25 protein-coding genes and 5 pseudogenes are annotated in these 24,380 nt (G+C 60.9%); 12 read left to right on the forward strand and 18 right to left on the reverse strand.

The annotated features are described in order from the left end of the window. Window positions 1–394: 394 nt before the first annotated feature. The 3 genes and pseudogenes from THIX_RS15200 to THIX_RS15215 form a co-directional block, all read right to left on the reverse strand. Window positions 395–601: pseudogene (locus tag THIX_RS15200) on the reverse strand (IS66 family transposase); the annotation flags it as partial. Between the two features lie 80 nt (window positions 602–681). Then, window positions 682–1,023 (reverse strand): IS66 family insertion sequence element accessory protein TnpB, encoded by a 342-nt coding sequence (tnpB, locus tag THIX_RS15205; protein WP_112486863.1) that lies wholly within the window; start codon window positions 1,021–1,023, stop codon window positions 682–684. 413 nt (window positions 1,024–1,436) lie between these two features. Next, complete coding sequence (locus THIX_RS15215; RefSeq protein WP_112486864.1) at window positions 1,437–1,820, reverse strand: hypothetical protein; 384 nt, start codon at window positions 1,818–1,820, stop codon at window positions 1,437–1,439. A 334-nt stretch (window positions 1,821–2,154) separates the two neighbouring features. Between THIX_RS15215 and THIX_RS15225 the strand changes: the two are divergent. Both THIX_RS15225 and THIX_RS15230 read left to right on the forward strand, forming a co-directional pair. After that, window positions 2,155–2,817 (forward strand): annotated as a pseudogene (locus tag THIX_RS15225) (IS1634 family transposase); the annotation flags it as partial. A 152-nt stretch (window positions 2,818–2,969) separates the two neighbouring features. Then, window positions 2,970–3,629 (forward strand): EAL domain-containing protein, encoded by a 660-nt coding sequence (locus tag THIX_RS15230; RefSeq protein WP_233224756.1) that lies wholly within the window; start codon window positions 2,970–2,972, stop codon window positions 3,627–3,629. Here the strand turns inward: THIX_RS15230 and THIX_RS15235 are convergent. Then, window positions 3,623–4,313: pseudogene (locus THIX_RS15235) on the reverse strand (IS5 family transposase); the annotation flags it as partial. The gene THIX_RS15230 and the pseudogene THIX_RS15235 overlap by 7 nt on opposite strands. A gap of 506 nt (window positions 4,314–4,819) precedes the next feature. Here THIX_RS15235 and THIX_RS15240 point away from each other — a divergent pair. Next, window positions 4,820–5,305 carry an outer membrane beta-barrel protein gene (locus THIX_RS15240; protein ID WP_158540915.1) on the forward strand — a complete coding sequence of 162 codons (486 nt, stop codon included), beginning with the start codon at window positions 4,820–4,822 and terminating at the stop codon, window positions 5,303–5,305. 239 nt (window positions 5,306–5,544) lie between these two features. Here THIX_RS15240 and THIX_RS15245 read toward each other — a convergent pair whose 3' ends face one another. The 5 genes and pseudogenes from THIX_RS15245 to THIX_RS15265 all read right to left on the reverse strand — a co-directional run bounded on the left by THIX_RS15245 (window position 5,545) and on the right by THIX_RS15265 (window position 9,553). Next, window positions 5,545–6,474: a CopD family protein gene (locus THIX_RS15245; protein ID WP_112486867.1), complete on the reverse strand. Its 930-nt coding sequence runs from the start codon at window positions 6,472–6,474 to the stop codon at window positions 5,545–5,547. A gap of 2 nt (window positions 6,475–6,476) precedes the next feature. After that, window positions 6,477–6,839 carry a copper resistance protein CopC gene (locus THIX_RS15250; RefSeq protein WP_112486868.1) on the reverse strand — a complete coding sequence of 121 codons (363 nt, stop codon included), beginning with the start codon at window positions 6,837–6,839 and terminating at the stop codon, window positions 6,477–6,479. A gap of 215 nt (window positions 6,840–7,054) precedes the next feature. Then, window positions 7,055–7,552 (reverse strand): annotated as a pseudogene (locus THIX_RS15255) (transposase); the annotation flags it as partial. A 202-nt stretch (window positions 7,553–7,754) separates the two neighbouring features. Beyond that, the gene (locus THIX_RS15260; RefSeq protein WP_112486869.1) at window positions 7,755–8,690 is read right to left on the reverse strand and encodes an oxidoreductase; all 936 of its coding nucleotides are present in this window, start codon (window positions 8,688–8,690) and stop codon (window positions 7,755–7,757) included. Window positions 8,691–8,722: 32 nt separating this feature from the next. Then, window positions 8,723–9,553: an enoyl-CoA hydratase/isomerase family protein gene (locus tag THIX_RS15265; protein ID WP_112486870.1), complete on the reverse strand. Its 831-nt coding sequence runs from the start codon at window positions 9,551–9,553 to the stop codon at window positions 8,723–8,725. Between the two features lie 169 nt (window positions 9,554–9,722). On the opposite strand from THIX_RS15265, the gene THIX_RS15270 reads away from it, so the two are divergent. The 3 genes from THIX_RS15270 (at window position 9,723) to THIX_RS15280 (ending at window position 12,050) form a co-directional block, all read left to right on the forward strand. After that, on the forward strand, window positions 9,723–10,169 hold the full coding sequence (locus tag THIX_RS15270) for a helix-turn-helix domain-containing protein (protein WP_013106970.1): 447 nt from the start codon (window positions 9,723–9,725) through the stop codon (window positions 10,167–10,169). 101 nt (window positions 10,170–10,270) lie between these two features. After that, window positions 10,271–10,471 carry a type II toxin-antitoxin system RelE/ParE family toxin gene (locus THIX_RS23500; protein WP_050985973.1) on the forward strand — a complete coding sequence of 67 codons (201 nt, stop codon included), beginning with the start codon at window positions 10,271–10,273 and terminating at the stop codon, window positions 10,469–10,471. A gap of 841 nt (window positions 10,472–11,312) precedes the next feature. After that, on the forward strand, window positions 11,313–12,050 hold the full coding sequence (locus tag THIX_RS15280; RefSeq protein ID WP_112486871.1) for a hypothetical protein: 738 nt from the start codon (window positions 11,313–11,315) through the stop codon (window positions 12,048–12,050). A 25-nt stretch (window positions 12,051–12,075) separates the two neighbouring features. Here THIX_RS15280 and THIX_RS15285 read toward each other — a convergent pair whose 3' ends face one another. The 7 genes from THIX_RS15285 to THIX_RS15315 all read right to left on the reverse strand — a co-directional run bounded on the left by THIX_RS15285 (window position 12,076) and on the right by THIX_RS15315 (window position 17,042). Continuing rightward, window positions 12,076–12,858, reverse strand: coding sequence for a hypothetical protein (locus THIX_RS15285; RefSeq protein WP_112486872.1), 783 nt, complete (start codon window positions 12,856–12,858; stop codon window positions 12,076–12,078). Between the two features lie 167 nt (window positions 12,859–13,025). Next, the gene (locus THIX_RS15290) at window positions 13,026–13,451 is read right to left on the reverse strand and encodes a VOC family protein (protein WP_199195311.1); all 426 of its coding nucleotides are present in this window, start codon (window positions 13,449–13,451) and stop codon (window positions 13,026–13,028) included. Beyond that, entirely contained in the window at window positions 13,435–13,944 is a 510-nt protein-coding gene (locus THIX_RS15295; protein WP_112486874.1) for a cupin domain-containing protein, read from the reverse strand. The genes THIX_RS15290 and THIX_RS15295 overlap by 17 nt, the downstream gene beginning before the upstream one ends. Before the next feature lie 282 nt (window positions 13,945–14,226). Continuing rightward, window positions 14,227–14,703: a desulfoferrodoxin family protein gene (locus THIX_RS15300; RefSeq protein ID WP_146748576.1), complete on the reverse strand. Its 477-nt coding sequence runs from the start codon at window positions 14,701–14,703 to the stop codon at window positions 14,227–14,229. 253 nt (window positions 14,704–14,956) lie between these two features. Then, on the reverse strand, window positions 14,957–15,193 hold the full coding sequence (locus tag THIX_RS24320) for a hypothetical protein (protein WP_233224584.1): 237 nt from the start codon (window positions 15,191–15,193) through the stop codon (window positions 14,957–14,959). Window positions 15,194–15,438: 245 nt separating this feature from the next. After that, the gene (locus tag THIX_RS15310; protein WP_233224585.1) at window positions 15,439–15,789 is read right to left on the reverse strand and encodes a cytochrome c; all 351 of its coding nucleotides are present in this window, start codon (window positions 15,787–15,789) and stop codon (window positions 15,439–15,441) included. A gap of 14 nt (window positions 15,790–15,803) precedes the next feature. After that, complete coding sequence (locus tag THIX_RS15315) at window positions 15,804–17,042, reverse strand: molybdopterin-dependent oxidoreductase (RefSeq protein WP_112486876.1); 1,239 nt, start codon at window positions 17,040–17,042, stop codon at window positions 15,804–15,806. A gap of 157 nt (window positions 17,043–17,199) precedes the next feature. On the opposite strand from THIX_RS15315, the gene THIX_RS15320 reads away from it, so the two are divergent. Next, the gene (locus tag THIX_RS15320) at window positions 17,200–18,561 is read left to right on the forward strand and encodes an IS1380-like element ISCARN34 family transposase (protein WP_086558171.1); all 1,362 of its coding nucleotides are present in this window, start codon (window positions 17,200–17,202) and stop codon (window positions 18,559–18,561) included. 288 nt (window positions 18,562–18,849) lie between these two features. Here THIX_RS15320 and THIX_RS15325 read toward each other — a convergent pair whose 3' ends face one another. Continuing rightward, a complete protein-coding gene (locus THIX_RS15325) occupies window positions 18,850–19,356 on the reverse strand; it encodes a DsrE family protein (protein WP_112486877.1) in 507 nt (168 codons plus the stop codon). 331 nt (window positions 19,357–19,687) lie between these two features. Between THIX_RS15325 and THIX_RS15330 the strand changes: the two are divergent. The 4 genes and pseudogenes from THIX_RS15330 to THIX_RS15345 form a co-directional block, all read left to right on the forward strand. Next, window positions 19,688–20,022 (forward strand): annotated as a pseudogene (locus tag THIX_RS15330) (IS110 family transposase); the annotation flags it as partial. Between the two features lie 192 nt (window positions 20,023–20,214). After that, on the forward strand, window positions 20,215–20,448 hold the full coding sequence (locus tag THIX_RS15335; RefSeq protein ID WP_112486878.1) for a helix-turn-helix domain-containing protein: 234 nt from the start codon (window positions 20,215–20,217) through the stop codon (window positions 20,446–20,448). A gap of 193 nt (window positions 20,449–20,641) precedes the next feature. Then, window positions 20,642–20,890 carry a type II toxin-antitoxin system Phd/YefM family antitoxin gene (locus THIX_RS15340; protein ID WP_112486879.1) on the forward strand — a complete coding sequence of 83 codons (249 nt, stop codon included), beginning with the start codon at window positions 20,642–20,644 and terminating at the stop codon, window positions 20,888–20,890. Further along, window positions 20,887–21,273: a type II toxin-antitoxin system VapC family toxin gene (locus THIX_RS15345; RefSeq protein ID WP_112486880.1), complete on the forward strand. Its 387-nt coding sequence runs from the start codon at window positions 20,887–20,889 to the stop codon at window positions 21,271–21,273. The genes THIX_RS15340 and THIX_RS15345 overlap by 4 nt, the downstream gene beginning before the upstream one ends. Window positions 21,274–21,725: 452 nt before the next feature. On the opposite strand, the gene THIX_RS15350 is transcribed toward THIX_RS15345, so the two are convergent. Beyond that, window positions 21,726–23,999 (reverse strand): UvrD-helicase domain-containing protein, encoded by a 2,274-nt coding sequence (locus tag THIX_RS15350; protein ID WP_112486881.1) that lies wholly within the window; start codon window positions 23,997–23,999, stop codon window positions 21,726–21,728. A gap of 99 nt (window positions 24,000–24,098) precedes the next feature. On the opposite strand from THIX_RS15350, the gene THIX_RS15355 reads away from it, so the two are divergent. Then, the gene (locus tag THIX_RS15355) at window positions 24,099–24,380 is read left to right on the forward strand and encodes a hypothetical protein (RefSeq protein ID WP_112486882.1); all 282 of its coding nucleotides are present in this window, start codon (window positions 24,099–24,101) and stop codon (window positions 24,378–24,380) included.

Genomic DNA, 24,380 nt, shown 5'->3' on the forward strand with positions numbered 1-24,380 from the left:
AGGCTCAAAGGCTGTTCGGTTCGAACAACATGCCGGGCTGATGATGGACATAACCATTGATCAGGCTGCCAGGCAAGCTCAGGGCGCGCAAGCTGACCAGAGCATCTTCGGCCGTAGCTCCCTGGTTGTAAACGGCTTCGAAGTGCTCGATCACCTCGATAAACCCCTGGCTGCAAGGGGAGAGCCGTATCCGCTCGACACCGGCTTGGCGCAAAGCGGGGGCCTCGTGAAGGAGTGCCTGCAGTCCGGCGGACTGAACTTGTGTGCCGTTCAGACAGAGAAAAGGCTGGCCCTCGCTGCTGCGCAACAGCAGGCCATCGGCATCATCGCGGCAGCGGAATGCGCAGGAATCCTTATGCAGATGATGATGCCGCGCGGTGAAGCATGGGGCGCCCAGGCTCTCGCTGGACTGGCCGAAGCGCCATTGCTTGAGGCGCGCCAACTCGAAGCTCAGCGCTGCAATCTTGGTCGATTGGAATTGGAGCTTGGCACGCTGATGCGCAATCTCGACACTGAACTGCTCAATGATGGATCGCGCGTACTGCGCGGCCGGATCGTCGCCCAGGGCCTGGAGTCGGTCGCAATCGAGAGCGTCGAGCATAGGCCAATTCTCTCTCCTCTCTCTCTCTCGCGCGCACGCGCGAGAATCGGGAGTTGTCCCGATCGACAAGCGCTTGGGGGCTACACCACGGCAATGGCACCGGCTATGGCGTGCGCGCTCATGCGCTGCCAGGGCAGACCGGCGGCCAGCCAGTTCCATTGCTGCTCACTCAGGTGCAGGTCACCCCGGTCGTCTTGCGGCCAGGCAAACCGGCCTTCTTGCAGTCGGCGCGTGCATAGCCAGATCCCCGCCCCGTCGTACACCAGCACCTTCAGCCGCGTGGCGCGGCGGTTGGCAAACACATAGGCGTGGTGCGGCTGGGCCGATCCAAACCGGGCAATGACCAGCCCCAGCAGGCTGTCCATGCCGCCGCGCAGATCACTGCTGCCCACGGCCAGCCAGATGGCCTCAATCCGCAGCATGGCTCACCCCAGCCAGGCACGCAGCCACTGCGCGCACTCAGCCGCATGAGCCACGGGCCAGTCGATCTGGGCGCGGCGTTGGGCAACCTCGCAGGTGATGCGGGCGCGTCCTGGGTGGGGACTTCCGCCCGCCGCCGCCGCCGGGAGCGGGCTGCATTGGGCACGCACGAAGGCGCTGCGCCGTGGTGGCTGGGCCAGGCCAGCGAGTTGGGCTCGCCAGCGCGGTGCGTGCGACAGCCAGCCGCGAATCTAACCGTAGCTGATGCCTTGGCTGTGGGCAAAAACCTCGGCGCTCACACCCGCTGGCCTTGAGTTCATCGACAAGGTGCCAGAATCTCGCGAATCCGCTCCTCACTGAGTTTGTCTGTTCGCATGGAGTCTCCGAAAAAACCCAAGCTTCACTCAGCCCCGACTCATTGAAAAGATGGGTTCGCCAGCCGCTTACGCAAGACCCCCGTCAGCGCGCGCTCGATGTCATTCATCCCATTGAGCAAATCACGCGTGAGCGGATCGCGCAAGGGTGGCTCCACCACCGCCTGAGCCCACAGCCGCATAAAGATGATGTGGTGACGCCGAAAGCGCCGCACCGTCAGCCCCACCTCCAACCCCGGATCCAGCCGCCAGGTCAACCGCCACCCTGCCCTTGTTCCCGCCACCAGCAAGCCCAGCGCCTGCAACCGGCGCACGCTGGCCAGGATGCGCGCCGGGCTGGCCTCCAGCAGACCCAGAGCCGGGTCCAACACCTGCGCCAACACCTGCCAGTCCCGCTGGCGCAAGTCCTGCGGCCGCTGTTGCAAGCGCCGCGAGGCCGCAGTCGGTGCCAAACAGCCGCATGCCGCGCAACAGGAGCCTCAGCGCAGATGCCGCGGATGGGATGCCATCCGCCAACAGCGGATGGGCCTCATAGACCTCATCCAACTCATCCTGCGTGGTCCCATTGGGAATGTTGGCCAGAGCAAGCGACACCGCCACCTGCAACGACCAGGCACAAGGCACACAGACCACGACCGGGGCCCGCTCCTACTCCTGCCGTCCAATGCACAGATGCTCCATCGACCCATGCGGTTTGCCGCAATGCACACAGCGGTTGCGCTGCGGGCCAGCGCGGCTTCAATGGCCTGGACGCTGGTGCAGCAAAGCGCCAAGCGGCGTCAGACCATCGAGGCCATTGTGCAAGAGGCCCAGCAACGAGCCGGCAAGCTCGACGCCCAGGACGCCGGCGCCGCCTTCAAGGGGCGGCGTCTGAGTGACTCGGGCGCCAAGGCGTGGCTGTTTCGCGCCGTCAGCGATGCGCACCTTGGGTCGATCATCAAGGTGGATCTGCAATCGGATCGGTTCGCCTACACCGTGGACGAGGCGGCGCTTGCGCGGGCCGAACTCCATGACGGCAAGCTGCTGCTGGTGACCAATACCCGAGACCTCGACCCCGCGGAGGTGATCGCGCGCTACAAATCGCTGGCCGACATCGAGCGGGGGTTCCGGGTGCTCAAATCCGAGATCGAGATCGCCCCGGTGTTTCACCGCCTGCCCGACCGCATTCGGGCCCACGCCCTGATCTGCTTCATGGCGCTGGTGCTGTATCGCGTGCTGCGCATGCAACTCAAGACCGCCGGCAGCCCTTACTCCCCGGAGCGCGCGCTCGAGATCGCTCGCCACATCCAGCTTCACCAGGTCCGCATCGCCGGCCAGGGCGCTGCCAGCGGGCTGACTGAACTGAGCTCCGAGCAGCTCGCCTTGTTTGACCAACTTCAACTCAACATCCCGGCCAAAGAACCCTTCGACACCGCCCTGTAGTGCCAATTTCCATCGCCAAAACATCGGTGAATCAACAGGTTGCGTAAAAATATGTCGAACTCGGGCGGCCCGATAGCGGTGGACAGTTCGTCTTCGAATACACCGCCGGGGGGTTCGAGCCCTATTTGCAGGCCATCGACCAGCGCCACCTGATGCCGCGGGTGACCGATCCTGGCACGCACGCCCAGCAACTCGCCTACTTGCGTGCCTGGCGCAGCGAAACAATCGAGACGACGACCAGCTATGCCGGCAACCCCGCCGTGGCCGATCTGCATGACGCCGCCCAGGCCGCCGGCATCCGCAGCAGCGCGGCAGTCCCGCTGAAGGATGCGCAGGGCCATGTGTTCGCCGTGCTGATCCTGTTTGGCCGCTACCCCGGCGTGTTCGAGACCCCCTCGGCGCGAACGTTTCTGGCGGCCCTGGGCCTGCTGGTGAGCGAGCGGCAACATGAGACCTCGCGGGAACAGCGATTCGCGCCGATCTCCGCCGAACGCCGGCATGCGCTGCGGGATCGCCTGTATCGCGGGGCTCTGGAGCTGCACTACCAGCCGGTGGTGGATTTGCGCTGCGGCAAACCCGATCTGGTCGAGGCCCTGGCGCGCCTGCGGCTGGAGGACGGCACGCTGGCCAGTCCCGCGGAGTTCCTGCCCGGATTCGGCGCGACGGAGCTTGTGCGCCTCTTTCGGGATGGATTGCACCAGGCCCTGACCCAGCTTCAAGCTTGGGACGCGCAGGGGTTGAAGCTTGTCGTGAGCCTGAACCTGCCCCCAGCCGTGCTGATCCATCCCGATTGCTCCACCTGGGATCCGTAAATAATATTGACCTTCAGCGGCACCTTGCGAAAGGCGATGATGGCAGCAGCGAGATGGTTCAGGGCGAGGAAGCTGCGCTCAAGTTTTTCGTAACGCACGAGCAATTTACGGAAGCGGTTGAACCCGCTATGACAAACCTCGACGACCCATCGGCGTGCCTTCTTGGTTGGGCTGCGCTTCTTCGTGTCGGCCTCCTGGCGGCGACTCACCACGTGGGGGATGTAGCCATGCGAAATGATGGTGGCATGCGCAGGTCTGACGCGATAGCCGGCATCCGCACACAGGTGCTTGTGGCGCCTGCGCGCGGGCCTCTTGCGCTTGACCATCATGGACTGCAGCACGGCATCGAGCTGGGCGACGTCAAGGGCGTTGGCCCCGGTGACGATGAGGGACAAGGGGACGCCATGCCCGTCCACCAGAAGGTGACGCTTGCTGCCCTTTTTTCCCCCGGTCCGTGGGGTTGGGACCCACAGCCTCTTGCGCCAGGGGCGCTTTGAACATGGCCCCATCGATGCTCTGCCAGCGCCAGGCGATGCCCTCCATCGCGTCATACTCGGCCAGCCCAGCCTTCCACAACGATGCAAAGACCCCTGCACGCTCCCAATCGAGGAAGCGCTGGTGCACGGCGTTGGCACTGCCAAAGCGCTCCTTGGGCAGTGCCTTCCATGGGCATCCGGTGCGCAGCCAGCGTTGTGCGCCAGCTAGGCCAATGGTGCTCGCGAAACGTTGGGCACTGGCCGCAACGCCCAGGCCTCGCGCGCTTGACGCAGCAACATGTCGGGCTGTAGGCAAAAACACAAATGTGGATCCGGGAACCAGGCCAACGCACCTCGCTTGAGCCGCAAATGCTGGCTCAAACGAGGGCGCTACGCCAGACTTTCTGGGATCTGACCTACGCACGCAAACGCAAGCGGTTTTTGTGCTCCAGTCCAAGGAAGATGCCTACGCTTGATGTCGATCGATAGCCACCCAAACGTGCTGCGATACCTGTTCTGCTGCCAACAACAGTATCGCAGATGACGAAATCGTCATCTTGGCGTCATGGAAATGGCGTGAATGAACGCGTAATATTTCAGTTTATTTTCCGTGACGCTTTGAAATCAACATCTCACGCGAAATGAGCATGCGCGCTAACGTTCTTCGGATTTGCGTGGGGATTAATATTCTTCAATCTGAATGGAATGCAATTGATGAAATCGACGAAGTTAGTTATGATGGCAATATCTGTTGCGACGATTTTAGCCGCCCCATTGGCCAACGCAAGTACTGGGTTTAATTTCGGGGCAAACATTGCAAAAACGACAACCTCTGGATATGGAAATTCATCTGATTTCGGGTTTACGGCCGGTTATGATTTGAATCAATCGTTAGGATTGGAGGCGGGCTACGAATCATTGATGGGCTATGAAATGACGATGTGGAGTGTGAGTGGCCTCGGTCGTTATCAACTTACAAACCATATTCATCTCCTTGGGCGATTGGGCCTGGCACATTGGACCGAGAGCCCGACTGGCAGGCACAACGCAAGCGGAACCGACCCCCTGCTTGGTTTGGGGTTGTCCTATAGCTTGACACCGGCGATGAGCATACGCACCGAATACCAATTTGTACCCAATTCAGGTGGTCTTGGAACAAGTTTGGATACGCTACTCATCGGTGTTAACTATCGTTTCTAAACAAGTTGAGATAGAGCGCATCTTTCGATAACGCAAACTTTTCTCATGAATATTGATGAATCAACCCGCTTCGGCGGGTTTTTCATACCCTGCCTCAGTTTGGCCAGAAGCACCTTCACAACGATCTGGCCTGCTTACCTTTGGGACAGTTGTGTGACATCCACACGGGCGGCCTGAAGCGCCTGATACGTTCAGGCTTGGTGGTCCGTCGAACCCCTATGCGGACGCCGGCACCCCGATCAACCACTCCCCATCGACTGCCGATCCATTCCCGGCATGAGATTCATCAGGATGCCGGCGGCCAGCAGCACCGCAAGCCCAGTCGCTATTTCGACCGCGATGCTGATTCGGAGGTGCTGTTGCGTCATCGCTGCGTCCGGCCCGGTAAGGCGTGGCGTCAAGCAATAACGATTGATCCCAGCCAAGCACAACAGCAAACAAAACAACAAAATTTTCACTAAAACAACTTGACCGTAGTTGGTGAACAACAGCCCATTGAGCCCGCCGACCAGCACGACGCCCTGCACCAGCGCGGTAAGAGCGATTGCCGACACGCAAAGCACACCCAGCGGCGAGAACCGGCGCAAAGCATCCTGTGCCGCTGCGGGCGGCACGGCGTCGACAACGCAATAGAGCGGCATCAGAGCACCGAGCCACGCACCAGCGGCAACGATGTGGATCGCGGTGCTCCCCCACAGAAATATGCCGAGGCTACCGGGCATTGCCGCGCCGTGATCCAGTGCGGATTCAGTTGCCGCTGCCGCACCGGCCAGCAGCGCAGCTATGCCCATCCGGCGCTGCCCCGCACCATCACCAAAGACCAGCACCGCCAGCACAATCAGCCCGCAGCGCAGCACCAACAGCCGTCCGAAATTCGTCTCCCGTAAGACGGGCCAGACGAAGCCGAACACGGCCTCGAGATTGCTGGAGCCGCCGATATAAACGGCCTCCAGCAGCAGCCAGAGCGCGCCGGCGATCAACGCCACCAGCAGACTCGACCGAACCACACGGGCGATACCGCGGTTCACGAGTCGCACAGCGGCAGCATCAACTAGATCCAGGACGGGTGGCGCAATGACGGCCCGGAACAGAGCCGCACCAAAAATCGAAAGAGAACCTGCCAGATGTAGCCCGCGCGCGATGCCGCGAGTCAACTCGCCCTCAGTCATTTTTAGGGCGCGACGGTGAAACGATATTCTCCGTGTGTCTTATGTCCGTCGTCCGACAGGGCGTGCCACAGCACCGTATAGGTGCCAGGCCCGATCGGCTTCAGCGCGACAGTGAACAGCAGATGATTCGCGGCGAGGTGGCCGGCACCGGTATCAACACGCTGGCCTTTCGAGTTCTCCACCCTGATTCCACTGAAATGCGCATTGAGTTCCTCAGTGAAGGTGATTGCAACTTGTGTCGGTACGCTCTTCACTGTGCCGTTCATTGGCGGCACCTCGATCTTCGGGAAGGAGTGTGCATATGCGAAGGGCATAAGGGAGAAGGTGCATGCGGTAGCGATCACGGCGAAACGAATGGGTCGCATTATTGATTTTCCAGTTTGTTCCGTGCCGACACGTATCACAGCAAGTATGGATACCCGTGGCCGTAATTGCGTCAATCAAGGGTGTGTCAGGCTGTCGTGTCTCGCCTGCCCCGATGGGATCGGCATTGTGGCGAACATCGGTATCCTACTCGGGCCTGGGGTTCCGGTCGCAGCGCGCACTCTTGCGCAGTTTGAAGGGGTGTGGGCTGCTGCCGGTCCTTGCGCCGAATGCTCTTTTGCCCGGCCCAGGCGTGGATGAGCGTGCCGTCGACGCTGAAGTGTTCGCCCGACAGCAGCCCGCGTCGCTGGGCCATCTCCACCGTCGTGTTGAACAAATCCGTGACGGCGTCGAACTCGATGAGCCGGTCGCGGTTCTTGCTGAACACCGAGTGGTTCCACACCGTGTCTTCGATCGACAGACCGACGAACCAGCGAAACAGCAGGTTGTAGGAGATCTGCTCGACGAGTTGCCGCTCGCTACGCACGCTGTAGAGCACCTGCAGCAGCATCGCCCGCATCAGCTTCTCCGGCGCGATGCTCGGCCGACCCTCCTTCACGTCGGCCTCGACCATCGCCGAGAACTTCGTGCCCATCTTCGACAGCGCATCGTTCATCCACTTGCGGATCGGGCGCAGCGGATGGCTCTGAGGAACAAATTCCTCCAACTTCACCGTGCTGAACAGCGCCTCGTTGGTGCCGTCGGCTCCTCGCATGCTTTCTCTCTCACCGATGGTCGTCGTTGCCTGACATCGTCGCCGATCCCGGCGCGACGCGCCAGTATTTCAACGGCCTGATAGCGCCCATACGGACCGAGTGACACAGTCCGACCCCCCGACCGGCCGCTGACGACTGCCCGCTCGGGGCAGACCAATCAAATCTACCACAGGCGACGACACCAGTTCCCAAGTTGAAGGATCACTCGCTCAGATAGCGCACGCCGGTCAGCTTTTCGGACAGCGCCCATAGGCGGCGCGCGGAGTCTTCATTGCGCGAGGCTTGGTTGGAGCCCACCTTCTTGGGGTCGCCGCGATTCCCGCCCATGCGGCCCGGACCGTAGTATTCGCCGCCGCGCACATCCGGCATGCTGGCTGCGTAGAGCTGGGGCAACGCACCCATTTCGGCGGATTGCGCCAGCAGCGCATTGCCGATCTGCATGAACAAGCGGCCGAGCGCGGATTGCTCCATCGCCGGGCCGGCAAATTGCAAATTGGTGGCGGCGTAACCCGGATGCGCGGCAACGCTGATCGCCCGGGCCCCCGCCTTGCTCAGGCGCCGCTGCAGCTCGTAGGTAAACAGCAGGTTCGCCAGCTTGCTCTTGCCATAGGCGTCCCACTTCTTGTAGCGCTTGCGCTCCCAGTTCAGGTCACCGAAGTCCATGCTGCGCGTCCAGTTGTGTGCAAGGCTCGCTGTGCTGACCACGCGGGCGGCAGAGGCCACCAGCAATACATCCAGCAGCAGGCCGGTAAGAGCAAAATGGCCAAGATGATTGGTGCCGATCTGCATCTCGAAGCCTTGCTTGGTCCGCACCAGCGGCAACGCCATCACGCCGGCATTGTTGTGCAGAATATCCAGCTTCTGATGCCTGGTTTTGAAAGCCTTCGCAAATGCAGCGATGGAATCGAGATTGGCGAGGTCGAGCGCCATGAACTCGAGCTGCGCACCGGGTACTGCAACCTTGATCGCGTTCATTGCAGACTCGGCTTTCTCGCGTCCCCGGCAAGCCAGCACCACCTGCGCCCCGTTGCGCGCCAGTTCGAGCGCCGTGTGAAACCCCAAGCCGCTGTTGGCGCCGGTGACAACCGCCAGCTTGTTCTTCAGATCCGGCATGTCGGCCGTTGTCCAATGGCTCATTGTTATTCCCGTGGGTGTGTTTGCATTGATGGTCAGTCGACCCAGAAATTGCGCGCCAGCGGCCGCCGTTGATCCCACTTGCCCTTCTTGCTGGCGAAATCGACGACGCCGTTGCCCTGATCCGCATCCGGCACCTGCCAAGCGCCGTTGACCGCGCCGGAGAGCGCGCCCGACAGCGCCTCGAAGCCCTGCGCGGTGTACAAATCGCACTCCACTCCCCGATTGATGATGAATTTCAGTTGTCTCACGGCCTGGTGATTCTTCACCCGGAATACCTCCAACAGATGATTCACTTCCGCATCGAGCGCGCCGATCGGCACGATCCGGTTCCACAGGGTGAGATCCACGGCGCGGCGCGCACCGTGCAAGGCGCCGATCAGGTTGATCTCCTTGGTCATGCGCCGACCGATCAGGCGCGCCATGCGCGTGGTGCCACCCCAGCCCGGGGTAATGCCCACATCCACTTCCGGCATGCCCCAGAGAGCCCGCTCAGTGGCAATGACGAAATCGCAGGCCATGGTGATCTCCAAGCCGCCGCCAACGGCCATGCCGTCGACCGCTGCGATGGTGATCTTGTCCAACTCCTCCAGCGTGTTCGCCATGTGCTGGTAGTAGCGCACGCGGCGCATGACGTCATTGGCATTGCCCCATTTGGGCATTTCGGTGATGTCGTCGCCGGCGCAGAAGTGCTCCCCCGCGCCTTTGATGATCAGATAGTTGATGTCGGTGGCGTCGCGCGCTTTTTCGAAGGCGCCGACCAGTTCAGCGGACAAGGACATGGACAGCGCATTGCGCCGCTGTGGACGGTTCAGCGTCAGCAGCATGGCGTCACCGTTTTGTTCAATGATCAGATCGTTGCTCATCCGCTTGCTCCTTGAGTTCGGGATGTGTTGCAGCGACGGGCTTGCACCTGGGCGCACAACCAGTCACAATCGAATGAATAGTTACACAGACGCTATCAAAATGCAAGTTAATAAAAAGAAATCAACCGGATCACGCCCCGAGGTCCCGGTCGCGCAGCGACGCCCGCGGGTGGATTCGATCGAGCGGGTGCTGTCGCAGGTTGGCGACGCCTGGACCTTCCTGATCCTGCGGGAAGCGTTTTTTGGCGTGCGCCGCTTCGATCAATTCCAGACCACCCTGGCGGCCGCGCCCAACATCCTGACCGACCGTCTCAAAAAGCTGGTCGCCAACGGCCTGCTACAGAGGCATCAATATCTGGAGCGTCCTCCGCGCTTCGAATACGGGCTGACGGAAAAGGGGGTCGACTTGTACCCAGCTATCGTGCTGCTCATGCGCTGGGGTGACCGCTGGCTGGACGAGGACAAGGGACCACCGTTGGTGTTGATGCACAGGCCCTGCGGCAAGGTGTCACAGCCGGTTTTGGTGTGTGATCAGTGCGCCGAGCCGATCAACGCGCGCGACATGGACTGGAAGCCGGGGCCAGGGGCTGAGCCTTCAGTCTCTGCGATGGCGTAGGTTGGTCTGATCATCGTGTCCGTGTCCGAGTTCGACTCTACCGAGCAAGAGGCGTTGTAACTTGCACCAGGTCATCGATGACATCGGCGAGTGCGCCCTGATTGTTGCCGGAAGGCCGCTGGAGCGCATCACCCAGCTCACCGAGGCGCTACCCGAGCATCCCCCTGTACAAGATCATCGACTGGTTTGCACAGCCGCGGGAGATGGTCGTCCACCCGACCTACATCGTGTTCTACCGCGTGACGGCCACCAGCATCGACATGCTCGCCGTCACCCACGCACGCCGCCAGTCCCCGGCTTGAGTGCTCGAAAGTGACAACATGACGATATAGCGTGACGCACACCGTGCGCAAGGCCGATGAGAACGGCCACCCCATTGAGATCATCCGCACCATCTCGGCACGTCGCGCCGACCGCACCGAAAGGCAACACGATGAAGCGCAAAACCGTGAGCCACACGCTGAAGACTCTGCCGATCTTGACCGGCGCAGCATGCCAGGCTCAAGGCGCTGGCAGCCGGGCCCAACAGCGAGATCGACACCAGCGACAGCCCTGTGCTCACTGCGGCGCAGTGGAACGATGTCGTGCGTGGACGGTTCTACAGGCCCATCAAACAACAGATTACGGCACGCATCGATGCCATCCTGCACCGAGAAATGCTGGCGGCTCGCAAGGCCTGAGGGCTTCCTCGACCCAGTGACACGAGCAGCCTCTGGCGTTCTTGAAACTCAGCCGAGAGCGGCTGAACGATCAAGTCTGGATACGGATACGGATACGAGATGACGCTCCGCTCTGGGTGCGTTCTCGATTCAATCCTTCTCGGAAACGGTCCATTCAAGTGTGCAACTCGAAATGTCTAGCCAGACACGCACCATTCACGTTTGCTGACATTTGCCCGAAACCGACGTCATCAAACGCCACGGATATCGCGTTATCGCCAGCTCCCACATTGGCCAGCCATGAGCGCGATGCCGCCCCCTCCGGAGAACACGGATGGAACCTAGACTGCGATGCAAACTGAGATTCTGGGCCGCATTCGGGCTGACGACCTTGCTGACGGCTTGTGGCGGTGGCGGGGCAACGCCCAATCCGCCGCCCCTTGGGGCGTCAAGTCCATCGGGTGGGTCCGGCCCCCTGGTCTGGATGATCAACACCGGCGCCTTGGATCAGTTGCAGCAGATTGACGCGCAGTCCCTCGCCACGCAAGTCTTCGATCAACCACAAAACTTCATCATCGGCCAACCCTTGCCCAGTTGGGCCAGCAACTGGACGGTCAACCAAGTCGTCACCGAGACGAGCCTGGCCGGGATCAGTCAGGCACTGGGCAGTGGGTTGTCCCCTTCGATCAAAGATATCGTCTATGATTTGGAGGATTGGTCGTTCTCGCCGCCCATTGAGCAGCAAAACCCTGTGGCGAGCACTACGGCTGCCGCAGCATTGGTGCATCAATCCGGACTGGAACTGATCGCTACGCCCGCCACGGATCTGGTCAATGTGCTCAGTCCCGGATCCAGCGACAAGTATGCGTCCTATCTGACACTGGGCATTCCAGCCGCGGCGCAGGATGCGGATGTTTTCGAGATTCAGGCTCAGGGCTCGGAGATGAATGAGGCCACCTACGCCGCCTTTGTCACGGCCGCGGCGCAGGCAGCGCGGCTGGCGAACCCCAAGGTCATGGTGCTGGCAGGATTGAGTACCAATCCCAATGGCCAGCAGGTCACGGCACAAGAGCTGTATGCGGATGTGCAGGCGACTCGGAACGTGGTCGACGGCTACTGGCTCAATATCCCCGCCGACGGTCCGTATTGCCCCAATTGTGGAACGCCACAACCAGGGGTGGCCGTGGGTTTGCTGCAAATGTTGCAGCAAACCGGTTCTTGATGAACGATTGAACTTTGCATTCAGCCTATGGCGGCAGATTGCAACTTCGAGGCAGCCCGCGCAAGAGTGACAAGGCAACATTGGGCCTGGCCTGGCCGCAATCGGTGCAATAGAGCCCCTGTTGCGGGATTCCGAGCCAGTAGCCGTCGACGCGCGAGCAGGTGGCCTCGATGTCATGCAGGAGCAGCGATGCAGCGACCCGATGTTCTGCATGGTTCGTTTCGACCTCACCCAGCACAACGGTACGCGGACTGATTTCATGGACCTGCCGACTGACGGCATTCACGAACTGGCGATAGATGACCGGGCTTCCCTCGGCACGCTCGGCTTGAATGACATACCAGTCGGCAAAGGGGGCCATTCGGCGAGCAAGTCCTGCATGGATGAACGCTCGGAATTGTCCCTCACGCTTTGCCTCGGCGGGATGCAGACCCCAGATCAGATCTGTGGCGGGAGCGGCAATCAGTCGTAGACCGTGCGAGTGCGCGATGCGCGCGGCTTCGCGCACGGTTTTGGCGGGGTGCAACTGCTCGTCCACAGGCGTCAACGGCCACCGCTCGATGTCCAAGACAACATAGTTGACTCCGGACGGGACGCCATCATGGATCTCTTGGCGAAGGGCCGCCATGCTCGTCACGCTAATGGCGCGGCTGACTTCCCAGGTTCGTATTTGGGGATGAGGGGGATGCCACGGCGAAATCACAACCGTCGTTGGATGGTCGAATTCATGCATCACGAAGGTCTTGTCTAGTGCAGCGGCAAGAAGTTGAAGCAATGCACCGGCAGTGATGAACCAGTGGGAAATCATTCGCCGATCTCCAGAAAACAAAGGCCAAGCTCTTCGAGCATCCAGCGCACGATGCGCCCGCGCGGCATCGTGTTGGTGTAGAAGTTCAGACAGGCATGGCTCATGGCATTGTGCTCTGTGGGATGGGTTTGATTGGGGCCATCAGCGTGCACGCTGACGGGCCATGCTCAGGAGTCTGGCGATGCGACCGGCGGCCAGGTCCGGCGCGTCTCATCCAGTGGGCTCATCAACCCGACATCATGGCCGTCTGGGTCGGTGACGATGGCATAACGCTGGCCCCAGAAGGCATCGAAGGGACATTGCCGGCTTGCGTATCCGGCCGCAGTGAGTTCGGCGTAGCGTTGATCCACGGCCGCGCGCGTCGGCAGGGCGATGCCGATGATGATCCGGCTGCTGCTATGACGGCGACCTTCACCACGCCGCCATGCGGCGTGGTAGATACGGGCCAGTTTCTCGTTGTCGAATTCCAGTTGAAAACCATCGGGCAAGCGTGCCCTGGCGTGGCGTATGCCGTCGGCGCCTCGTGGCGATTCCTCGATCTCGATGCCCAAGGCGCAATAGAACGCCAGGCTGGCATCAATATCGTGGCACACGAGATTCAACTGATCCAGGCGCAGCGTATGAATGAAGCGCTGGCGGCGATGCTGTGCTTATGGCCCCGGCTGAGGCCGATCGCGCTGCTTCGTGCTGCGCGGCTGGCTGCGTCAGCGTGCCCTGGCCGGGCGTGACGAACAGCGCGGCACTCGGCGCCCTGACCTTGGCGGTATGCCAGATTCCCCTGGGCACGATGACGAAGGAGCCGGGTTTATGCAGGCGCACGGTGCGCTGTCCTTCAGGCAGATCCATGCGCAGATCAAAGTCGCCGCTGAGCAGGCCGATCCATTCGTCGCCATGGGGGTGGCATTCCCAAGTCGGCCAGTCCTGCTCGAAGTGAAAGCTGGACACCAGTAGCTTGCCGGAGAAGTCGCCGAATCGGTTGGTCAGTTCATCCCAGAAACCCAGGGTGGCGTCGACCGGGGTGGCCGTATTCCGTGCATCGAAGACCACGAAGGTCGAGTCGATCTCGGATGGGGCGTCGTCGTGCATGGATCTGCTCGGTCAAGGACGACCAATCCTAGCTCGGGAACGGCGGTTTGTGTTTGTGGTGTTGCACTTCTTTTTTCTGGTAGGGACGGATCAATAAGCAGTGATAATCGAGCCGTTGCTGTTGGGGAACACTCCCGCATTGCCCGTCAACATGAAGAGGCTTCTGGCTTGGCCCGTACTGCCGCGCCCCGCTGCGCGCGCATTCTCGTTTTGGGTGCCCTGCGCTTTGCATGGCATCCAAACCAAGGCCCGCGCACTCGCGAGGACTGATTCAGCCTCGCCTTAAATCGTCATGTCTTTCAACCACAAGTCGTGCAGATTGCAGGTGCTGGTGACCCGGAGTTTGCCTTTGTAGCCCGCAGGCAATTTGTGAACGGACACGGACTGGTCATGCCAGTCGAAGGTTTTGCGGCTGAGGAAAGTCCCATCACCGAGCACCACGGTGTGGCTGACGATGAAATGTGGCTTGGTCATGGGGTGCGGGGTTTGGACATGCAGCATGTCGCCCTTCACTTCCAGGATGGGAACATGCGGGATTTCCACAGCTTTCCAGTGCCCCGGATCGGCCGCGGTAAACACCACGTTTTCCAGTGATGTGCCAAGCTCTGCCGCTTGGGTAACACGTGGCAGGGTGACAGCAGCGGCAGCGGTGGCCAGCGATGTGGCAACAAATTGACGGCGTTGCATGAGAATATCCTTGGGTTTTGAAACAAGAAAAGACAGAGTCTGATTGCGCTCTGTGGTAATGGCTGTCAGCAACCTGTTGCCCCCTATTGTTTGATGGCAGGGTTATTATGGGGAGTTGACTCCTCTGATATTTCGCTTGACCTCTGAAGGCCCAATCCATTGGGTCGTACCCACCTTCACGTTTTCTCAGCGCTGGCAAAATCCAAGCACTCATCATGCGTCGAGTAACCCATGTTTGAGCTTTGGTGCGTGCCGGTCAGACCATTTTTCACCATGATGAGAGCTGTCGTAGTGCACCAGATGCAGATGCGTGTGAATCGGTTGGTCAATCAGTGCTCGATAAATCGCGATGCCATACTCCGGATGCCGGGTGCTCGGCTTTCGCCAAGGCCTCCACAGTGGCAAGCGTGCTCACGGCAATGACAAAACTGTGTTGCTCGGGTTCGCCATGGTGAAAAGCCTGCGCGAAGTAAATTGAATGTGCGGGAGCATCGGCTGGATCAGTCACGGCCTCCCGATCAGCGCTTTGTAAAAATTCACTGGCATTCTGTAATCGCATCATTGTTACTCCTTATTCGCGGCGTCCAAGACGACCGCAGGCAGGGCCTTGGTCGTGCAATAAAGCACCCATGGATGGTTGAGCATGAGACATACCTGCAAGGGTCAAGTTGACGTTTCCGGCTCCCTGCGCGAGTCGCGATGGACTCAAGGTGGCCGCTTCTGATGCCAACCCAGGATTTCTTCCAAAAAAAAGCCGGCAATGCCGGCGAATGAGGAGACGGTCCAATGAATCGACGAGCAATGCGTTTATTTCTTGCCCTTGATGCTGTCCAGATAGCCTGCGATGACGGCAACCTGGTCCTCGGGAATGGGCGCCTTGAAGGCGTTCTTCATCTTGTTGACCTCCACCAGCCAGGCGGCCTTGCCCAGATCGGGCTGGTTCATCACCATGCCGACCGAGTGGCACATCAGGCAGTAACTGTTGGCGGCCTTGGCGCCGGCCGAGTCGCCTGGAAACACACGGGTGCTGGTGGGTAGGTTGATGCTTTTGGTCTGCAGGGTGATCGCCTGCGCTGGGCTGCTGGCCAGTAAGGCAGCGAGGCCGAAGGCGGCGGTGGTCACTACGCCGAAGGCAAAGATGCTTTGATGCGTTTTCATGGAGATCTCCGGGTTCAAACGGCCATCACGGTGGTGGACTCGACCACATTGCGCATGAAGCCGCCCGGGTTCCAGTTCGGCGTCATGGGCTGCTGCAGGCCGTCGCTATTGGTGCAACGAACCATCAGGTTCTGGTCGCCTTTGTCCAGCTTCACATGCGTGGTCCATTGGCGGAAGCTGTATTTGCCGTAGTCCTTGCTGAGTTGGGTCGGCATCCAGGTCTTGCCGCCGTCGATCGACAGCTCCACCATCTTCACCCCGGTGTCGCCACCGAAGGCGATGCCGCGCACCAGTTCGGGCCGGCCCGCCGGCACCTTCGCGCCCGTCGTGAGATTGGTGACGAAGGAGCGCGGCACCATTTTGTTGATGGGCACGAACTTCACGTCCTTCTCGCCCGGCGTCATGTTCGCCTGCGGCCAGTTGTCGGGAATGGTGTAGGCCGGATGCATCCAGAAATTGGTGTCCTCGTGGTCCAGGACTCTGATGTGCTGAAGTGACTTGGTCCAGTACGTGGCGTACCAGCCGGGGACGATGAGACGAAAAGGAAAGCCGTTGATCAGCGGCAGGGATTGACCGTTGATCTCCCAGGCGATCATCACCTCACCGTCGCGGGCGTGATCAACCGCCAGCGACTTCTTGAGATTCGGTGCTGTCGGGATGACAGGCCGCTCGGCGCCCTCGAACTGCACCTGCACCGCACCCGGCTTGACGCCAGCGGCATCGAGGACGTCCTTGAGCCGCACGCCCACCCAGCGGGCATTGCCCATGGCGCCATTGCTCCACTCGCCGCCGGCCACGCGCGGCTGGAAGTAGCCACGCGAATTGCCGGAGCACTGGTTCACCGCCGCCAGTTCCACATGCTTGAACTTGCGCATGAGGTCGAACACGGTGAACTTGAGTTCCTGGTTCACATGCCCGCTCATCGTCACGGTGAAAGTTTTGGGATCGATATGGGTGGGAATGTCAGCCCAGTGCCAGCGGGTGTAGAACTGGTCGACCGGGGTGAACACGCCCTTGTCGAACACCGACCATGGCGTCTCCAGCAACGGCGGTCGGGTGCGCTGCAAAATCATGGGGCCCTTGCCGGGCCACGCCGTCGTGATGTCTCGGCGATCAGGCCCTCCAGGCAACGGCAGCTCGATGCTTTTGGCCAATGCACTGCGGGCGAAGGCAACAGAACCAAGCCCCAAGGCGCCGGTGCTTAAAAAGGCACGGCGGTCGAATACTTTGCGAAGGCTCTCATTATGACTCATGGCTTTACCTTTCAGATCAACAATCCTATTGAAGAGACTCCTGAATCCGTGAGCTCGGGCATGCGGAATTTTCATAAGTTGTTGATGCATAATGGTTTATTCGATAAAATGACCCCTTTGTCTTCTCACCCAGCGGGTGAACGTTCCGGGGTATGGCATGGGGTTTGGATTTCGCGTCAAGCAACTCGACTATGACCTGACGCCGGTGGCCGGTCTGGCCCTTGTCGGTCATCACCTCAAGCGCCTCGATCCTCTGTTCAAACGCCTGGATGCCCAGTGGCCTTGCCGCGGCGGACTGCCGCCCAGCACACTGATGCGCAGCTATGTTGGCTTGCTCGCGCAGAGCAAGAGCGACTTCGATGCCATCGAAGGCTTTCGAGGCGATCGTTTCTTCCAGGAGGCGCTGGGTCTGGTGGGTGTGCCGTCCTCGCCCACCCTGCGCCAGCGCCTGGATGCGCAGGCCGCCCTGTGGTTTGACTTCACCTCCCAGGCGATTGAAGCGCTGCTGCGCAAGAGCCAACCGGACTATGGTCTTTTGCCTTGCGGTCATGTGCCGCTGGACATCGACACCTTCGCGATGGACAACTCGGGCACAGCCAAGGATGGGGTGAGCCGCACCTACGCGGGGGTCGATGGCTACTGCCCGCTGGCGGCCTACCTGGGCACGCATGGGTTTTGCCTGGAGTTCGCCCTACGTCCGGGCGCGCAGCACTCGGCTTCGGAGACGACCTACAACCTCGAGACGGCCGTGCCCATGGCGCAGCGCCTGTCGACCGCAGGCCCCAAGGCGCCGATTCTCGTGCGCATGGATGCGGGGTTTTGCTCGGCCGCCTTGATGGCCGACATGCAGCGCTGCAACAGGCCAGGACTGCCCCGGGTCGATGTTCTGATCAAGTGGAATCCCCGCAAGACCGATCCTCTGGAGGTCTTGCGACGGCAGGAACTGGAAGGGGGTTTGTTGTGGCAGCATCCGCGCGCAGGCAAGCGCGTGGCGGTTTGGGAGGTGGCCGTGCAGGTCGAAGGCATCGCCCATCGCCTGCGCCGCATTGTGCGCATCACGGAGCGCACCGTCGATGCCCGTGGCCAGCAGTTTTTGGTCCCCGAGATCATCTTGGAGGGCTGGACGACAAGCTTGCCCAAGGCCATCAGCGCCGAGGCGATCATCGACCTGTACGCCGGGCACGCTACGCACGAGCAGTTCCATGCGGAATTCAAAACCGACATGGATCTGGAGCGACTGCCCTCGGGGAAGTTCGACACGAACGATCTTGTCTGCCAGCTTGCGGCCCTGACGATGAACGTGCTGCGCCTCATGGGGCAGCAAGGGCTGCTGGGGCCGCATGCACCGGTGCGCCATGCGGCCAGGCGACGGCGTCTGAAGACTGTGATCCAGGAACTTGTCATCCGCGCAGCACGCGTGATCAACCATGGCGGGCGGCTGTGGTTGGGACTGGGCGCCAACGACAAGGCAGCCCGTGCCTTTTGCGATCTGCATGCGCAGTTCGCCGCCAGCGGCTGAAGACGCAGTCCAAGCTTTCCCAGCACCCCAAGACGCTGGCCACAAGGGCTCAGCGGGGGAACGGCTGCGCGCAACCCACCCGAAATGACCGATCAAGGGGGCCGATCGTTCGCGCACAGCCCCACAGCCCCCTTCGACACGGCGCTCGAACCGTGAACCTGCGGGAAATCGGGAAAATCGGGCCGTCACAATCAGCTTTCAAGTCGATGGATTATCGGAAGTCACGGATTCAGGAGACTTTCATTGACTTACAAAATGATGCAATCCATCATCAAAAAATTGGTTCATTTAAGGTTTGAGATAAGCAAAGCCATCTTTCTCTAATTGCATGATGCGTACCACGCCCCCCGGCACGACCACGGCTTGCGGCACCAGTTCAGGCATGTGCCCAAGCTGCTTGGCCATCGCCTCCATGGTGACGTGGCAGGCGTCGAACTCAATGCCTTCGGCGTCTTCGGATGCAATGCGGGCGGCCAAGGGACTGTTCTTCAAAAGTACTTTCAGACCCGGCCCATACGCCACGATCACAATGCGCGCTTTGTCTTGCCCAAAATAATCGAGCACGTTCTGCGCATTGTTCAGCGTGAGGTTCCACAACGCGGGGTTGGCCTCGCTGATCTGCAGGACCAGGTTGTACTGCGCAAACGGCAGCTTGTGCACGAAGGTGGGGTGGTCGAATTTGAAGTCCCTCAGCATGGACGGGTTGGCGGCATGCGCCAGCGCCATGCCGCCAACCGCCATCCCTGCAGCCAGCAGGGTGTGGCGCGCCAGGCGCCCCCAATCTTGCTTATGCATCTTTGCATCCTCGAGTTGCGTGGAAAATTCATGCCTTCCTATCGACCGGGGGCTGCAAAAATCGACCGCATGCTGCAAGTCGTCGAGGCAGGCTGTGCCATTCCCTGGCGGTTAGGTCTGGGGAATTGTGCGCCTCATCCGCAATAAAGCTAACGCATTATTATGTTTGATGACATCCATAATTTTGATGAATTCAACGTCAACCCGCACCGATCGACCGCATCGTTGCGGGACTTGTTGTGTGGGCTGGCCGGGGTTAAGCTGACAAGGCCGACAGACAGTCGCCGGTATAGCCAACACATTGCCCCTGCCGACAGAAAAGACCACCCATGGCAGCGCCCACCACTGGGCGCGTCAGTTGCGGGCGCTGGGGCATGAGGTGTGGCTGATGGCGCCGCAGTTCGTCAAGCCGTATGTGAAGACCAACAAGAACGACGCGGCCGATGCGCAGGCCATTTGCGAAGCCGTGGCGCGCCCGAGCATGCGCTTTGTGCCGGTGAAGACGCCCGGAGCAACAGGCGATCCTGGCCCTGCACCGTGCGCGCCAATCGCATCCGGGGGCTGCTGGCCGAGTTCGGGTTGATTGTGCCGCAGAGCATTGGTCATATCCGCAGCACAGTGCCGCTTCTGCTGGATGAGGCGCGCGAGAATCTGCCCGGGATGTTCGTCGACCCCACCGATTGCTTCAGGCGATCAAGCAGTGATGGCAATGTCAAATGCTACTGAAATTTGCTAATTTTCACGGATCTTCTTGGACGAGCACATGATGAAATGGTGATCACGGGACCAATCAGGTTTCTCGCAACCAAGTGGCGTTCCTCGCCCGCAATTTTGAGTTAAGTTGAGTCACCTCGCACCATGTCCGAAGTCAATATTGCCCTGCGCGCAATTCAGCTCTACTCTGAAATGCATCCACGCCCGACACACCTGACGCAAGTACAAGCAGCAGAAATGCTTGGTGTCCACAGGAACACAGTGAGCAAACTTCTCCGAGCCGGTGTGCTGCGCCTCAACCAATGTGGCTTAATTTCCATCGAACTCATTGACCTCGCACGGTCGACAAAACTTCCTCGCGACGAAGGTGGATGCTGACGTCGAAATGGCATCGTGTCTGGGAACACGCAATAACATTTCCGCGATAGATAGACTATGGGTGAATAGTTGTACCGTTGGCAAACTCGGCTCCGTGAACCTGACGATGTGCCGCAGGCTTCTTTTCGACCATCATCGCCTTGATTGTTGAGATTAGCTAGACTAGGCTAAGAAAAATTTTGAGGGTACCGCAATGCAGTCCGTCAACATGCTGCAAGCCAAGTCGTCCCTGTCCCGACTGGTGGAAGCGATCGAGCAGGGACAGGTGCACGAGATCGTCATCGCCCGCAATGGCCGACCAGCAGCCAAACTGGTGCCTATCGATACTTTGCCTACTGGAAAGCGCATAGGCGTGGCCAAGGGGCGATTCGAGGTACCGGAGAGCATCGACGCATACAACGACGAGGTGGCGCTTCTGTTTCTGGAAGGGCAGCAGCCTTGAATCTCCTGCTGGATACGCACGTCGCCCTCTGGGCCATCACCGATAGCCCAAAGCTGCCAAAAACGGCGCGTGAACTGATCGCGTCGCCAAAGTCGGTGGTATGGGTCAGTGCTGCGAGTGTTTGGGAGATTGCCATCAAGCATGCATTGGGTCGAGGCGACATGCCTGTATCCGGCCAGGACGCTTCGCGCTACTTCCAAGAGTCTGGCTATCGCTTCCTGCCCATCGAGCCGGAGCACGCGATCGCCGTAGAGGGGTTGCCTGCGCATCATCAAGATCCGTTCGACCGCATCCTCGTCGCACAGGCAATGGTCGAGCCGATGCGACTGATGACACATGACCCAATGATGGCCCGCTACAACGACAGCATCATCAAGATTTGATGCCCTGAGCGCGGCGACTGCCAGGTCTCCTGATTCAATAACCACCGGCTGATGGAACCCTCGGGTACACCCCTCCTGATGAAGCTGAGGCAAACTACGATCGGCAACTCGCCAGTCAGGCCACCATTCCTGCCTAACTCAAACCAACCGGCCACGGAACCCAGTGGCGGGTCAATGTGCTTTCTGACTACTCATTTTTTACTCATGAGTAGATCAATTACCGCATAAATACTTGGTTTCCGAGTCCTCTTCTGGGCACCAAGACAGCTTAACGCAACACCTGCAGCAGCCGAAAAGCCCGACAATTCGTTGAATTGCCGGGCTTTTTAACGCCTGAAAACGTTGCTGCAACACGGTGTCGGTCTTCAGGCAACACTGAACAAGTCCCGCGTGCGCATCGCATCCCTTCCCGATGCGGCGCGCTGCATCACGGGAACTGATTCAGCGTCGCCTTAATTCACCGGGGTGAGCTTGGCGATGTTCAAGGCCAGCCATTTCGGTCCGTGGCGCTTGAACCGCACCTGGGCGCGGGCATCGAGGCCCTGGCCTTCGAGCGTGAGAATCACGCCTTCGCCGAACTTGGTGTGAAACACCGATTGGCCCACGCGCAAACCATGGCCCGCAGCGGGCGCGCTGGCGGCCGAGGGCGTGAACGGCACCGCAGGTTCAGCGCTCCAGGCCGCGCGCAGGCTGGGCGCGTAGGACGAAGCCGGCTTGCCGGCCTTGGGCGACAGCCACTTCAAGGTCTCTTGCGGCAACTCGTCGAAAAACCGGCTGCGCAGGTTGTAGCGCGTCTGGCCGTGCAGGATGCGGCTTTGCGCGTGGCTCAGGTACAGGCGCTTGCGCGCGCGGGTGATGGCCACGTACATCAGCCGTCGCTCCTCCTCCACGCCATCGGCCTCGTTCATCGCGTTCTCGTGCGGGAACAAGCCCTCCTCCAGGCCGGTGATGAACACGGCGTCGAACTCCAGGCCCTTGGCGGCGTGCACCGTCATCATCTGCACAGCGTCTTGCCCGGCCTGGGCCTGGTTGTCGCCCGCCTCCAGCGCGGCGTGGGTGAGAAAGGCGGTGAGCGGTGAGAGGGTCTCGCCCGTGGCGGGGTCGATGGCTTGCAGGTTCTGCAGCGCCTGCTCCGACAGCGGCCGCTCGCGCAGCGCCTCGGCGTCGAGGCCGAAGCCCTCCTGCGTGACGAAAGCGGTGGCGGCGTTCACCAGTTCTTCCAGGTTTTCGACCCGGTCCTGGCCGTCGCGCTCGTTGCGGTAATGTTCCAGCAGGCCGGAGACATCGAGCGCGTGGCGAACAAGGTCGGGCAGGCTCATGGCGGCGCAATCCAGCCGGACCTTGGCCAGCAGGTCGACGAAGGCCTGCAGACTGAGCGCGCCGCGCCCGCCCAGGGCCGAGATGGCATCGGCCAGCGGCACGGCGCGCAACCTGGCCGCGTCCTGCAACTGCTCCAGCGTGCGCGCGCCAATGCCGCGTGGCGGGAAGTTCACCACGCGCAGGAAAGCGGTGTCGTCCTGCGGGTTGTCGAGCAGGCGCAGATAAGCCAGCGCATGCTTGATTTCGGCGCGCTCGAAAAACCGCAGCCCGCCGTAGACCTTGTAGGGAATGGCGGCGTTGAACAGCGCGCCCTCGATCACCCGCGACTGCGCGTTGGAGCGGTAGAGCAGCGCGATCTGGTCGCGCGTGTAGCCCTCGCGCAGCAGCAGGCGAATTTCCTCCACGACCCAGGCCGCTTCCTGATGATCGCTGGGCTGCTCGATGACCCGCACCGGCTCGCCGGCGCCCGCCTCGGTGCGCAGGTTCTTGCCCAAGCGGCGGTTGTTGTGGGCGATGAGGTGATTGGCGGTGTCGAGGATGTTGGCGTGCGAGCGGTAGTTGTGCTCCAGCTTGATGAGGTGGTGCACATGGAACTCGCGCTGGTAGTCGTCCATATTGCCGACGTTGGCGCCGCGAAAGGCGTAGATGCTCTGGTCGTCGTCACCCACTGCCACGACCGCGCTGGGCTGCGGCTCGTTCGGCCCGGCCAGCAGCTTGAGCCACTGGTATTGCAGGCGGTTGGTGTCCTGAAATTCGTCGATCAGGATATGCCGGAAGCGCGCGCGGTAATGCTGGCGGATCTCGGCGTGGTCGCGCAGCACCTCGTAAGTGCGCAGCAGCAGCTCGGCGAAGTCGGCCACGCCCTCGCGCTGGCACTGCGCCTCGTAAGCGGCGTACACCTCCGCCATCAGCCGGCTCTGGGCGTCGCGCACCTCGCAGTCCTTGGCGCGCAACCCCTGCTCCTTCATATCGTTGATGAACCACAGCGCCTGCTTCGGCGGCGCGCGCTGTTCGTCCACGTTCAGCCCCTTGAGCAGGCGCTTCACGGCGGAGAGCTGGTCTTGCGTGTCCAGAATCTGGAAGGTCTGCGGCAGCCCGGCGGTTTTCCAGTGAGCCCGCAAAAAACGGTTGCACAGGCCATGAAAAGTGCCCACCCACATGCCGCGCACCGGCATGGGCAACATGGCTGAAAGCCGCGTCAGCATTTCCTTCGCCGCCTTGTTGGTGAAGGTCACCGCCAAGACGCCTGCGGACGACACCTGCCCGGTGGAAATCAGCCAGGCAATGCGGGTGGTCAACACCCGCGTCTTGCCGCTGCCGGCACCGGCCAGGATCAGCGCGTTTTCAGGGGGCAGCGTGACGGCAGCAAGCTGTTCGGGATTGAGGTGCAGCAGCAGATCGGACATGGCGTCATTCTAGGAGCCCCGCCCTGCGCCACAGTCGTGCCAAGCATGCCCATGAGCCGGTGCGAGACAATGTCACTCTTGACTTGGAAGAGGTGGCCCATGAGCATGAAAAAAACCGATTTGGTCAAGAATCTGGCCAAAAAGCTCGACGGCAAGATGAAAACCGCGGGCATTCCCGAGCGCTTTGCGCAGGGTGCAGCCGCAGCCAAGCGTGAGCGCCCGGCCGGCCCTGCCGCGATCAAATTGGAGCCGGTCACCTGCCGGCTGCCACCGGCACTGGCGCAGCGCTTGCGTGAACGCGCGGTGGCGCATGAAGGCGGCATCCACGCGCTGATGGCACAGGCACTGGAAAGCTGGCTGACCGCCAACCCGGGCAACTGA

This window comes from Thiomonas sp. X19, assembly GCF_900089495.1.
Classification (GTDB): domain Bacteria; phylum Pseudomonadota; class Gammaproteobacteria; order Burkholderiales; family Burkholderiaceae_C; genus Thiomonas_A.